General features: G+C 44.6%; 13 protein-coding genes. 7 read left to right on the top strand and 6 right to left on the bottom strand.

Features of this window, described 5'->3' with window-relative positions; translation table 11 throughout:
* Positions 1 to 389: 389 nt before the first annotated feature.
* The 4 genes from MZO41_RS11185 to MZO41_RS11170 form a co-directional block, all read right to left on the bottom strand.
* The gene (locus tag MZO41_RS11185; protein ID WP_003642477.1) at positions 390 to 809 is read right to left on the bottom strand and encodes a CidA/LrgA family protein; all 420 of its coding nucleotides are present in this window, start codon (positions 807 to 809) and stop codon (positions 390 to 392) included.
* 19 nt (positions 810 to 828) lie between these two features.
* Positions 829 to 1,557 (bottom strand): LrgB family protein, encoded by a 729-nt coding sequence (locus MZO41_RS11180; protein ID WP_003642478.1) that lies wholly within the window; start codon positions 1,555 to 1,557, stop codon positions 829 to 831.
* A gap of 174 nt (positions 1,558 to 1,731) precedes the next feature.
* A complete protein-coding gene (locus MZO41_RS11175) occupies positions 1,732 to 2,571 on the bottom strand; it encodes a DegV family protein (RefSeq protein WP_011102096.1) in 840 nt (279 codons plus the stop codon).
* 524 nt (positions 2,572 to 3,095) lie between these two features.
* Entirely contained in the window at positions 3,096 to 3,263 is a 168-nt protein-coding gene (locus MZO41_RS11170; protein WP_003642481.1) for a hypothetical protein, read from the bottom strand.
* Between the two features lie 167 nt (positions 3,264 to 3,430).
* On the opposite strand from MZO41_RS11170, the gene MZO41_RS11165 reads away from it, so the two are divergent.
* The 5 genes from MZO41_RS11165 to MZO41_RS11150 all read left to right on the top strand — a co-directional run bounded on the left by MZO41_RS11165 (position 3,431) and on the right by MZO41_RS11150 (position 8,397).
* The gene (locus MZO41_RS11165) at positions 3,431 to 4,129 is read left to right on the top strand and encodes a zinc metallopeptidase (RefSeq protein WP_003642482.1); all 699 of its coding nucleotides are present in this window, start codon (positions 3,431 to 3,433) and stop codon (positions 4,127 to 4,129) included.
* A 9-nt stretch (positions 4,130 to 4,138) separates the two neighbouring features.
* On the top strand, positions 4,139 to 4,267 hold the full coding sequence (locus MZO41_RS16845; protein ID WP_003642483.1) for a hypothetical protein: 129 nt from the start codon (positions 4,139 to 4,141) through the stop codon (positions 4,265 to 4,267).
* Between the two features lie 468 nt (positions 4,268 to 4,735).
* Complete coding sequence (locus MZO41_RS11160; protein ID WP_003643471.1) at positions 4,736 to 6,232, top strand: phytoene desaturase family protein; 1,497 nt, start codon at positions 4,736 to 4,738, stop codon at positions 6,230 to 6,232.
* Complete coding sequence (locus MZO41_RS11155; RefSeq protein ID WP_003642485.1) at positions 6,213 to 7,094, top strand: phytoene/squalene synthase family protein; 882 nt, start codon at positions 6,213 to 6,215, stop codon at positions 7,092 to 7,094. Before MZO41_RS11160 ends, MZO41_RS11155 begins: the two co-directional genes overlap by 20 nt.
* Positions 7,095 to 7,455: 361 nt before the next feature.
* Complete coding sequence (locus MZO41_RS11150; RefSeq protein ID WP_003642486.1) at positions 7,456 to 8,397, top strand: alpha/beta hydrolase; 942 nt, start codon at positions 7,456 to 7,458, stop codon at positions 8,395 to 8,397.
* A gap of 65 nt (positions 8,398 to 8,462) precedes the next feature.
* Here the strand turns inward: MZO41_RS11150 and MZO41_RS11145 are convergent, their stop codons facing one another.
* On the bottom strand, positions 8,463 to 9,575 hold the full coding sequence (locus MZO41_RS11145; protein ID WP_003642487.1) for a glycerate kinase: 1,113 nt from the start codon (positions 9,573 to 9,575) through the stop codon (positions 8,463 to 8,465).
* Positions 9,576 to 9,710: 135 nt separating this feature from the next.
* Between MZO41_RS11145 and MZO41_RS11140 the strand changes: the two genes are divergently transcribed.
* Complete coding sequence (locus tag MZO41_RS11140) at positions 9,711 to 11,045, top strand: dihydrolipoyl dehydrogenase family protein (RefSeq protein ID WP_003642488.1); 1,335 nt, start codon at positions 9,711 to 9,713, stop codon at positions 11,043 to 11,045.
* Between the two features lie 194 nt (positions 11,046 to 11,239).
* The gene (locus tag MZO41_RS11135) at positions 11,240 to 11,569 is read left to right on the top strand and encodes a bacteriocin immunity protein (RefSeq protein ID WP_003642489.1); all 330 of its coding nucleotides are present in this window, start codon (positions 11,240 to 11,242) and stop codon (positions 11,567 to 11,569) included.
* Positions 11,570 to 11,790: 221 nt separating this feature from the next.
* On the opposite strand, the gene purB is transcribed toward MZO41_RS11135, so the two are convergent.
* The gene (purB, locus tag MZO41_RS11130; protein WP_003642490.1) at positions 11,791 to 13,089 is read right to left on the bottom strand and encodes an adenylosuccinate lyase; all 1,299 of its coding nucleotides are present in this window, start codon (positions 13,087 to 13,089) and stop codon (positions 11,791 to 11,793) included.
* Positions 13,090 to 13,367 lie beyond the last annotated feature (278 nt).

Here is a 13,367-nt window from a genome sequence, read left to right as displayed (position 1 = left end):
GCCAATAACTTTTGCAATTATAATAGTCGCAGATTGATAGAAAGTGACCAACTGACTGTCAATCCTTAATATTCTTTAGTTTTTTCGATTATTAGTGCGTTGCTGCCATAATGCAGCTAATAATCACTTTCATTCATAGACTCCCCCAAGTCTGATGAATGGGGTTCATCAAAGCCCCCACTTTGATGTTTCCTACTCCTTGACCACTACATCCGCTGATGTGGTGGCTTTTTTATTGCCGTCTAAAAAAGCCGTCATGGGTATGCAATCCCCACAACGGCCTGCTATTATCTTGTAATAGCCAAAACAAGCGGTTCAACAACTGCCTGTTTCGATTAGATCCAACTGGTACCCAATCTACTCACGAGTAAATTATGTGCCACCAAGATTTAATCTTCTTCCAACTCAACATTGCTGTTCGTTCGACGAGCAATGAACCATTCCTTGACTTGAATTAAAACCCACGCGATTCCCGCTGTAAAAAGCAACAACATTAGTGTCGAAACAATAATGACGATCACAATCTGAACGCCTTCTGCCTTTAACACGTCTAACTTAGTTACTAACGCGATCCCTGATGGAATGAAAATCAAGCTGATAAATTGGACGAAAAAGTTGCTAACACCCGCCACCTGCTCAAGTTTGACCACTTTAAACGTTAACAGCAAGTATAGTAGAATCATCCCAATCAACGGTGTCGGCATTGGGAATGCGGGCCAAATCTTATTGACTAAATTAGCAATTAAACTACTAGCCAATAAAATCAAACCATAAATCACAATTTGTGTAATAAACGCGCCTTTTTTCATCGAATCCCTCCCGGACCATCTAACCTAAACCAATCAACTGCGCAAACCCTGGAACCATAAAATTAACAAGAATACCGGCAATCACAAAGGCGATTGCACCAGTTGCGCCCGCAGCCTCGCTCACTTCAATCGCTTTAGTGGCACCAACCGCATTACCGGCAATTCCGAATCCTAACCCGGCACCGAGCGGATTCTTGTGCAATTTGAACCAGCGAATAAAATGGTCGCCTAACGCGTAAATCAAAACTGAATTCAGAATGACTGCGAACGCCGCAATGGCTTGATCGCCACCCACCGACTCAGCCACCGGTAAAGCAATTGCTGTCGTTGCTGCTTGTACTAACATGGCACCTAACGCTGCATCCGTCAGACCGAGCAACCGTGAAATCCCATAGATACCAAATAATGACAGCCCTAACCCAATCGCTAACGCAATCACAATGACATCCCAATGTTTCTTAAAGATATCATTACGCTTATATAGTGGCACCGCAAACGAGACGGTGGCGGGCGCCACAAACCAGAATAACCAGTCGCCACCAACCTGGTACGCTTCATAAACTTTTTGCACGGGTGCCTTTAGAATCGACGCAATCAATACCAATAAACCAATCCCGAGCAGCATTCCAAAAAATAACGGTTGGAATAACACAAAGCGATTTGTTTTGTGATATAAATACTCGCCAATCCCATACACCAAGATCGACAGTCCGATCCCGAAAAACGGATTATTGAGAAGATAGCTCACATAAGTTCCTACTTTCTTTTAGTGAAAAGAGTGACAAAAAAGGTGCCCCATCCGGGTCTAGTCATCATTAAATGGTGGTTAGGCTCAGAACAGTGCACCAACACGGTTCTCATTTATCATTAATTAATTATAACACATCAAAGTAATTTTTAATAGTAGGTTAGTTCGTCAAATTTAATCAACTGTATAAAACATCAATGCGTAAGCGCCAACACCGGTGTGCGTCGCAATAATTGGACTAGTACGCGCAACCAGTGGCGTTACTTGTGGAACGACTTGTTGGAGAAGCTTTTCTGGCGCTTCCGCAACGCTCGGTTCGCCGACGTAAGAAATTCCAGCCGCTTCGACTCGAGTCGCATCCGCTAATTGGTCTAGAATTTGTTCCTGCGCTTTGATTAGCGCCTTTTTCCCGCGCCCCCGCGTATAAAGTTTTAATTTTCCGGCTTCTAATTCAAAGACAAATTTTAATTTAATCAAATTCGTGACCATGCCAGCCAACTTAGGGACGCGCCCACCTTTGACCAAATTGTCGAGCGTATCCACGAACAAGTAGGTCTTAGTATGCTGCCGAATGACGGTTATCTTCGCCAAAATTGTGGCCATATCCGCACCGGCGTGAGCCATCCGTGCTGCTGTAAGCACTTGAAAGGCCATCCCACGGTCAGCCGCCTGGGTATCAATAACTGTCACATCGCCACTAGCAAGTTTGGCAGCTTGGCGAGCAGCATTGACCGTCCCACTCAATGTCTCCGTCAAATGTAGTGATAATACTTGGCTACCATCCGCTGTCAATTCATCGTAGCAACTGACGAAATCACCAATTGGCGGCTGGCTAGTCGTTGGCAAGACTGGGCTGACTGCCATCTGTTGGTCAAATTCCGCGGTACTAACTGCCGTATCTGCAATCAAGTCGCCACCGAACCCCACGAGTAACGGAACCACTTTAATATTATACTGTGCAATCTCGGCCGTCGTTAATTGGACCGACGAATCGGTGACGATTTTAATTGTCATATTTGGAAAACACCTTTCGATTAATTTGTGCTTCATTATAGCACCTCAGAGTCTAGGACCAATAAAAACTGCGTCACACCAGCATTTAGCCACTCATATTGATTTATGACAGTCATCATTTCGTTATAAACTTTGTAAAAATCGTCATATTTTTTCGTTCCATGACCTAACTTTTTCGTCTGAAAATCATGCTTTTAAACTTTTCGCGTCACACTTTCTTCACGCGTCGCCGCTATACTATGTTTATAGTCATTAAGGAAATCCCAATCCTTAACGACCCCCTAACTTTAATGATTACTTCCCCAAGTAATGATGTGTGTGTACTTAATTACATTTTACCGATTTACTTCCCTTTTCCTCCGTATTTCCCCGATACGGAGGTTTTTTAATGCCTTCAAGTAGTTGTGGCTCACGCGTGAACACCGTATTAACCATAATCATTGCCAATCCAATTTCCACCATAAAAAACGCGCCAAGGCGAGAAACAAACTTCTCAACCTTACCGCGTATCGTGGTCCTAATACTTATTTCATCTTATCGAGATCTTCTGGTGCAATAAAAAAACTGACCTGTCCCGTTTCTAAATCAACATGCGCCTTCACTTCAACACCTTTAGGAAAAATCCAGCCTTTCCCAGTATCTAACTTTAACGGCATTTCCCCATACGTTTTGGTTCGATACGTCTTTTCCATCAGAAAACTCCTTCGCTCTTTGCCAATTACGATTAACTGGGCTAATTATATAATCTGACGTCGTTTCTCGATAGTAAAGACACTTTCCAATGGCTTTCTTCAGTAGGAATGTCACGCTAAATCTGATAGAATCGGATTAACATTAAACCACTTAGGAGGGGTCGACCTTGTTCTATTCGTTTTTTGATCCGACTTACCTATTAGTCATCATTGGACTGATTATCTCAATGGCCGCATCGGGTTACGTTAATCGGACATTCCGGCATTATGATGCCTATCGTAGTCAATCTGGCACAACCGGCACCGATGCAGCTCGCTTTATTTTAAGCCAATCTGGTATCAATGATGTTGGTGTCCAAAAGATAAGCGGGGATCTGACCGACAATTACAACGGTCAAACTAAGATTCTCAGCCTATCAGAAGCCACAGCAGATTCAACCTCTGTGGCCGCCATCGGAGTTGCGGCCCACGAATGCGGACACGCAGTTCAAGATCACGTTAACTATTGGCCAATGCGCTTGCGGACCGCCCTCGTGCCCATCACGAACATCGGTTCAAGCTTATCATTACCACTAATCATTATCGGCGTTTTATTGAGTTACAACCAAACACTGATTCACATTGGGATTTTACTCTTCTCACTGGCGTTATTGTTCCAACTTGTCACGCTTCCAGTTGAATTCAACGCCTCAAGACGCGCCCTCCAGATTTTATCTGATGGGCAAGTTTTGACTCGCGACGAAGTTCCCATGGTGCGTAAAGTGCTTGTCGCGGCGGCTTTAACCTATGTTGCTGCAGCCCTGTCAACATTCTTACAATTACTACGACTAATTATTCTATTCGGTGGTAATCGTGACGATAACTAATCGCGCCAAATGGCAGTGCCCACAGCCAGTCACCAAAATCTGCTTGGTCACTATCAACTTAGCGTCGCCGCAAACTTGTTATTACTAGCATTGATTGCGAATCAAAATAGTCACTTCAAAGGACAACTTTTGAAGTGACTATTTTCTTTGGCCCCAAACAGTCGATCATCGCACCTCGCCAAGGCATTCCGTAAGAACGTTGATGATTCTTCACACTTCTTAATAAAGCCTTTCCCTTTTTTTCATGACATTCGCCATGTTCAGTCACAAATTCTTCACACAACCTCGGTATGATTACATCATAGCAATTGAGGTTAACTCAATCAGCTATAACACAACCTAAAATTTATCATTTACTCCTCCAAAGTAATGAAATTCATAGTAACATGTGATTCCCCGTCACATGTTTACCCTACTCCTTTTTCCACCGTATTCCCCGATACGGTGGTTTTTTTGTTTTTCTCGTCCGCTCTATTCGCACCTACCGACTACTTTAATACGTCATAGTAATCATATTTGTTGTACTTTTTACATTATTAAACCAAAATATAACTAATGATTAACCATGCTTTTTAGTTATTCATCTGTTAAGGGGGAGATTTACTGATGAAGCAAGTATCGATTATTGGCGCTGGTATTGGTGGCTTAACCGCTGCAGTACGGCTTCAAAAATTAGGTTATAATGTTACGATTTATGAGCAAAACGCGCAACCGGGTGGCAAAATGAACCAGATTGTTAGCCAAGGATTTACATTTGACGTGGGGCCGACGATCGTCATGATGAAAGACATCTACGAAGAAGTCTTTCGCTTTTGCGGGGTCGATCCGCACAACTATTTACCATTCGAAGAAGTTCAACCTTTGATGCACCTTGTCTTTGGTGATCAATCTAGTCTAGATTTGTCACGCGATCTCCCAACATTAATTGCCGAGATTAACCGCATTGCGCCTGATGACGTCAATGGTATGTTAAATTTTTTAGCGGATATTTATCACCGGTATACCATCGCGAAGCCTAATTTTTTAGAACGATCATTTCGTAACTGGCGTGACTTTTATAACCTACCCGCTCTGTATGCAGGACTACAGTTACGCACCTTTAACAATGCCTACAAAAACATTGCAAAATTTATCAAGAATGAAAATCTACGTAATTCATTAGCCTTTCAGACACTGTATATTGGGATTTCTCCCTACCAGGGCCCGTCGCTATACAACATTATTCCGATGATTGAGCTCTTCTACGGGGTCTATTTTTTAAAGGGTGGTATGTACACAGTTGTCAATAGTCTCGTTAAGTTATTCAAAGAACAGGGTGGTACGTTAAAGCTTGCCACACCAGTTCAAGAAATTATCATCAAAGATAAAGTTGCTGTTGGCATTCGTGTCAATAATCATCCGATCCACAGTGACTATGTCCTATGTAATGCTGATTTTCCAACCGCCATGACGACACTGATTCCAAATGAGCAAAATCGTGGTCAGTACACAGATCAAAAAATTGCCAAAATGGATTATTCATGCTCATGTCTCGTCTTGTATTTAGGACTAGACAAAAAATACCCAACCGAAGCATTACACACGATCCACTTTGCACAAGATTTCAGCAAAAACGTCGCCGATCTATTTGACAACGGCAAGTTACCAGAAGATCCCTCGTATTATGTCTATGTTCCATCAAAGATGGATCCAAGTTTAGCTCCCGAAAACAGTGAGGCACTCTATGTTTTAGTACCAGTTCCTGAGCTCTCAAAGTTTAATGACTGGTCACCAACAACACTGAAGAACTATCGTCAACTAATCATTAACAAACTAAGACAAACGGCTACCTTCAGCGATATTGAACAGCATATCGTTGTCGAAAAGCAGTTTACACCGGTTGACTTCAAAGAACAGTTTGGCGCCTATAACGGAGCCACTTTCGGCTTACGACCGACGTTAAAACAAAGTAATTATTATCGTCCCCATAACAAGTTCGACTATGCCGACCATCTTTATTTTTGTGGTAGTAGCACCCACCCTGGGGCCGGTGTTCCCATTGTTATGCAAAGTGCTAAATTAGCCGTTGAGGAGTTGATTAAAGATGACCAAACTAATGCCTAAATTCGAACAACATCGCACTGACTTTGCGTACTGTCAAACAATTACTAAAAGGTCTTCTAGCGCATTCTACACCGCCTTCTCGCAATTACCACTAGAACGCGCTTGGAGTATTTACGCCGTTTATGCTTTTTGTCGAACAGCCGACGACCTCGTTGATGTTGACCATGATATTGATGGTCTAATGGCATTGCGCCAATCATTGACCACCTTTGCCAATGGTCATGTCCCAGACCACCCAATGTGGCGCGCACTGGCCGTCGTTTTTGAGACTTATGATATGAATCTTGACGTCTTTTTCGATATGCTCACTGGTCAAGAACAAGACGCGACTTTTAAACAACCTCAAACTCAGCAAGCACTTGAAGACTATTGCTATTACGTCGCCGGATCGGTTGGTCTGATGATTTTGCCAATGCTAGCAACTAACCCGCAATCACTTGTCAAACCAGCCGTAGAATTAGGCAGCGCCATGCAACTCACCAATATTTTAAGAGATGTTGGTGAAGACTACCAACGTGGCCGAATCTACCTGCCATCAAAACTATTGGCACACTATCAGCTCAATCCAACTGACTTGCATGGCCCCATCCCATCTGCCAATTTTATTCGGCTTTGGGAACATGAAGCACAGATTGCCATGAACAAGTACGAGGCTGCATTAACCATGATGCCACAAATTGATCCCGTCGCCCGGCCATCGCTATTAGCCGCCACTTTGCTTTATCGTGAATTATTGCTAATCGCACGTGAACAACACTACCCAATTTTAAGTCAGCGCGTCTTTTTGACAGATGAACGTAAAACGCAGGTCCTTAATCAAGTTAGCACTAAAGTGCATGAACTAGCCCTTAAGGAGGCTTAATGCGACTTGAATCGGTATCATACTTGGCACGACGAAATCTGTCCATACCGGAATATTGACCACCCACAAATAATTTTTAGTTTTTTCACCAGTCAAGTAAGCGATTTAGTTACCTTTTAACAATCAAACTACTATACTAAACATATAGTGACTGGACATCTCCTTCAGCCACTTGAACCTTTTTCATTTACTCCTCCAAAGTTAATGAAAAACAGGCTCGCTGGGGATGCCACCTAGCGACCAATGCAATTTATAGGTCATCGCCCGCCGCGATGGCCTTTTATATTACTAGAATAATATAGTTACATCTCACTTCTAATCGGCGTATCATATTATTGAGAGATTAGAGGAGTGATATTTAATGAAAAAAACACGCGCCGTAGCCGGAATTAGTGCTCCTGTGGCAATTTTTTCGGCCGCCCTATTCGCGAGTGAGAAGCTCTACGATTTTGCTTTCAAGCGTGTTGATTACGTGCCCGAAACTTCGGCAGATAAACAAAAATACGCCGATGCCTACTACGCTTATGTCGATTGGCTACACCGACAGCCCGTTCAGCAGTGGCAACTGAACGCTAATGACGAGGCCAATCACCTTGTCGCACAGTACGTTCCTGCTAAAACAACCAGCAACCGAACCGTTATTGTTTCCCATGGCTACAAAGGTGATGGTGAAACGATGGCAAATTACGCTTATATGTTCCATCAAATGGGCTATAACGTCCTCTTGCCCGACGATCGCGGCCATGGGCAAAGTGCCGGCAAGTACATTAGCTTTGGGTGGCAGGATCGCCGCGACTATTTAGGCTGGATCGATAAAGTCGTCCGTATCAATGGTCGTCACACGGATATCATCCTTTTTGGTGTCAGCATGGGTGGTGCGACCGTTGAAATGATGAGCGGCGAAGACCTTCCATCACAAGTTAAGGCCATCATTGCCGATTGTGGTTATTCGAGTATCGAGGAAGAACTCGCTTACTTATTAAAGCGACAGTTTCACTTACCAAAGTATCCGTTTGTGCCCATCGTTAGTTTTATTAACCGCCACCGTATGGGCTATTATTTAAGCGACGTCAGTTCTGTCGAACAGCTCAAACATAACCATCTACCGATCTTCTTTATTCACGGTGACAAGGATGTCTACGTCCCAAGTTGGATGCTCAAAGAAAATTATCAGGCCGCTAAGGGCCCCAAGCAGATGTGGCAGGTTCCCAACGCCACTCACGCCGAGAGTTTTTGGATCGATCCTGCCGAGTATCAACGACATGTTACAGCCTTTTTAAATCACTATGTTCCTGATAAATAAAATTCAGTCGAAAAACCGTATGCGCTATTCACTACGCATACGGTTTTTTTGACCGCTTAAGTTTTTTATGACTGGCTAATGATTCGGGCTAAGCGGTCCGCCATCCGTTCCAGATTGGCTGGTCCCTGCGCCATGGCTTGATCTAAGGTCATGACTTGATCGACAATCGGTAAAACGGCCGTGACCCCCTGTTTGGCAAATGTTTCATTTGCACCTTTCTGCCGACCAACTAATAAATAGCAAGGCTTGCCGGCCGCTTGGGCTAACTGACTGAGCTGAATTGGTACCTTGCCCATAAAACTCTGATCGTCGACTTGGCCTTCACCAGAGATAACTAGATTCGCTTGGGCCACTTTCGTTTTAAGATTGCTCATTTCAGCTAACAATTGAAAACCAGAGCAAACGCGGGCGTGTAAAAAGTAACGTAATGCAAACCCAATACCACCGGCAGCCCCATCGCCTTCGTGGGCACTCACCGCACCAGCTGCGACCGTCATATAGTGAGCTAAAGCGGCATCGTGAACCTGAATTTGAGCAACCGGTAATCCTTTTTGTGGGCCAAAAATCTTAGCTGCGCCGTTCGGTCCCGTTAGCGGATTCGTCACGTCCGCTGCACTAATGAACGAGACTTCAGCTAATTGTGGCAACACATGTCGATCGTCAATCTTAGTGACCCGACTTAAATCAGCGCCAGTCATGGATAACTCTTGACCATCGGCAGCCCAAAAACGATAACCGAGCGCACGTAGGATTCCGGCACCACCGTCGACCGTTCCGCTACCACCTAAGCCCAGAATAATCTGACGGGCGCCACGCTCAATCGCATCTTTAATCAGTAGCCCGGTCCCATAGGTATTCGTTGCTAACGGCGTCAAGGTCGTCGTGACAAACTGGATTCCGGATGCAGCCGCAACCTCAATCACTGCCATTTTTTCAGTGGCAAAGTAGCCATACGTTGCAGTCACTGACCGTTGCGCCAGATCCACCGTTGATGCCGTAATAGCTTGTCCACCAGCATGGTTAGCCAGCCACGCCGCCACCGTTCCTTCACCACCATCGGCAATCGCAACTTGAGTAGCGGTGATTCCGTGAGCCGCAAATCGTTTAGCCACTATTCGGTTGGCCTGAATGCTCGTGATGGAATTTTTAAATGAATCAATTGCGATCAAAGCGTGCATATTAACGTCTCCCTATTGACATAATTACTTTTAGTATAATCATTACAGCGGGCGCGAGCAATTCATATCAGTTGTCAGGTTTCTTAAAACTCGTTAAGCTTAAGTTACCAAAATTTTAATGGAGGCTGATAAATCATGACAAACAAATACGATTACGATGTGTTATACATTGGTGCGGGTCACGCCACGTTTGATGGCGCCGCACCACTCGCCAAGACTGGTGTTCGCGTCGGTGTGATTGAGAGTGGTCTGATTGGGGGCACCTGCCCTAATCGTGGTTGTAACGCCAAAATCACTCTTGATGAACCTGTCAAATTAACGCGGGAAGCAGCACGCCTCAATGATATTTTGAGCAGTGCACCAACCATTAATTGGACGGCCAACGTGGCCCATAAACAAGAGATTATTGATCCCTTACCAGCAGGCCTGACAGCTCGTTTGGAAGATGGTGGCGCAACGATCATTCATGGTCATGCCACGTTCAAGGACGCTCACACCGTTGTCGTTGATGATCAGCAAACCATTACCGCTGAAAAAATCGTTATTGCGACTGGTTTAAAGCCCCATCGTTTAGATATTCCGGGGACCAAGCTCGCCCACGATAGTAGTGATTTTATGAACCTTAAACGGTTACCACAAAGTATCGTCATCATTGGCGCAGGCTATATTGGTATGGAATTTGCCACCATCGCTAACGCGGCCGGTGCCCAAGTGACAGTCATGTTACATGGCGACCAGGCCCTCCGTGATTTTTACCAACCATTCGTTACACAAGTGGTTGACGACTTAACCGAACGTGGGGTAACCTTCATCAAAAATGCCAACGTGCAAGCATTTACCAAACAGGATGACCAGTTCCAAGTTAGTTATGGCGACCACCAGCAATTAACGACCGACTGGATCCTAGATGCGACTGGTCGAATTCCAAACTTAGATGGCTTAGGCTTAGACCAGATTGGCGTCAAATATGACCGCCACGGCGTTTATGTCAACGATCACTTGCAAACCAACGTTCCTAACATCTATGCAGCCGGTGATGTCCTTGCCAATGACTTGCCAAAGGTCACACCTGCAGCCTATTTTGAGTCCAAATACTTGATGCGTTTGTTCTCTGGTCAAACCAGTGCTCCCATTGACTATCCGGTAATTCCATCGGTCGTCTTTACTTCACCACGAATTGCGCAAGCCGGCATGAAAATACCGGCTGCTGAAAAGGCCGGCTTAACCATTAGTGATAACGATTTAGCAGATTACTGGTATTATCAAGTCTCCAAGGAACCGATTGCCGCTAGTAAACAGGTCCATGACCAAGACGGCCATCTCGTTGGCGTGACTGAAATCAGTGATCAAGCTGAAGATGCCGTCAACGCACTACTGCCAGCTATCGAATATCAATTAGACCGCGAACAAATCGACCGTTTGATCGGTATTTTCCCAACCATCGGCTACGCAGCTTGGCACCGGGCTTAAAACAGAAAACACTGCTGCGACCGCCGCTTGATTAATCCCTTATTAATAACCAGAGCCGCCAATGACCCCCACTCATTGGCGGCTCTGGTTATGTTCGTTCCATTACTTTAGAAACCAACTCGGGCCTGCACATCAAGCATACTGACCATGCTATAATTGCGCCTATCTCAACGATTGAAAGGTTGGTCCTAACAATGGATGTGGATGCTCAAAAATTATTTACCTTAGTAGATGCTGCTTATAATCAGCCGATTACCAATCAACCATCCGATTCCTACCGCCAAGCGCTACTGGCAGCTGCAATCGACCTGAATAACAACGTTTCGCCACAGCAAGTAACCATCCAGCTATATCAAGCCTATTATCGTAACTATATGGTCCCAATGACTCTACCACGCCAGCATCGTGACCTCTACCAATACGTTCACACCCAATTACAGCGCCTCACGCGCAAAGAACAGCGTCATATGGCACTTGGGTATGGTCTGATTGCGACGCACCTAACATTTGGTCCCTTGAACTGAAATCAAGGTACTTACACGCATTGCGCTAGTTATCGTTTAGTATGAAGCATGATTAAACCGTGCCATTATCAAGCTCAAAAATAGCCAGTAATCGTCCCCAGCCCTGGAGGCCGGAATAGGACGCGCATCGGCTGACGAATAAACAGCCCATCTTTTTAACACGTTTTAATCATAATAAAAGCCTCAGCGATTACCATCGCTGGGGCTTCATCGTTTTTAAATTAATCGTCTAATCCCAATCGTTTGAAAATATCATCAACGTGGCGAAGATGGTAATGATAGTCAAACGCATCATCAATCGCAGCCTGGTCCAAATGTTCACGAATCTCGGCGTTACCTTCAACAAGTGGCTTGAATTGTAACTGTTCATCCCATGACTTAGCCGTCAGTGGTTGAACGAGGTCATAAGCACTTTCACGAGACATCCCCGTATCAATCAACTTGAGCAAGACACGTTGACTGTAGATCAACCCGTAAGTCGCATCCATGTTTTGCTTCATCCGTTCTGGGAACACCGTCAGCGTCTTAATAATCTTATTGATTCGAGTTAAGATATAATCCACTAAAATCGTGGTATCTGGTAAGATGATCCGCTCCGCAGAAGAGTGGGAAATATCCCGTTCATGCCACAATGGCACATCTTCATAGGCGGTCATCATGTGGCCGCGAATAACTCGTGCCAACCCCGTCACGTTCTCAGAACCGATGGGATTACGCTTGTGAGGCATTGCTGATGAGCCTTTCTGACCTTTATTAAAGAATTCTTCAACTTCATGAGTTTCAGATTTTTGCAAACCACGAATTTCGGTTGCAAACACTTCAACGCTTGTTGCAATCAAGGCCAAACTAGCAATGTATTCGGCATGTAAGTCCCGTGGTAAAACTTGCGTCGAAATTTCTTGTGCGCGCAATCCAAGTTGTTTGCAGACAAATTCTTCAACAAATGGTGGAATGTTCGCAAAAGTCCCAACGGCCCCACTGATTTTACCCGCTTCAACGCCTGCGGCCGCGTGTTCAAAACGCTCGATATCCCGATTAATTTCAGAATACCACCGGGCAATCTTCAATCCAAATGTGGTTGGTTCAGCGTGGACGCCGTGTGTCCGCCCCATTTCAACCGTATATTTATATTTTTTCGCTTGTTGTGCTAGTGTCGCCCGTAAATCTTGTAAGTCTTGGCGAATAATCGCGTTAGCCTGCTTCAACCGGTAACCTTGCGCCGTGTCGACAACGTCAGTACTGGTCAGCCCATAGTGAACCCACTTACGTTCTGCACCCAACGACTCGGAAACATCGCGCGTAAAAGCAACCACATCATGATGCGTTACGGCTTCAATCTCCGCGATCCGGTCAACATCAAACTTGGCATTCTCTCGAATTTTAGCAACATCACTTGCTGGAATCTTCCCTAATTCAGCCCAGGCCTCGTCGGCAGCAATCTCTACCTCCAACCATGCTTGGTACTGATTTTCTAACGACCATACTTTGCCCATCGCGGGACGCGTATAACGATCAATCATTGCTAATCCTCATTTCTTTTTAGGTATTCACTAACAAAACACGAACATTATTATAGCATACCCCTCGAGTAATTAATAGAGACGAACAATGAAAAAATACTGTTATTTTTCACTTCGTTTCCATATTAAGGACTTGTTTTCGAACTAATTCACCTTAATTATGAACGATTATTTGTGCTCAAAACAAGAACATTCGGCTTTTGGGTTGCGTTTTGACGTTAAAGTTGCTATACTCTTTCCTGTTGGAGTGGTGAACGTTTAACTACTCTTTAGGATTA

This window comes from Lactiplantibacillus sp. C232 (genome assembly GCF_023806725.1).
Lineage (GTDB): Bacteria > Bacillota > Bacilli > Lactobacillales > Lactobacillaceae > Lactiplantibacillus > Lactiplantibacillus plantarum.
The sequence above is the reverse complement of the archived record's forward strand: the minus strand, read 5'-3'. Positions and strand labels throughout refer to the sequence as shown.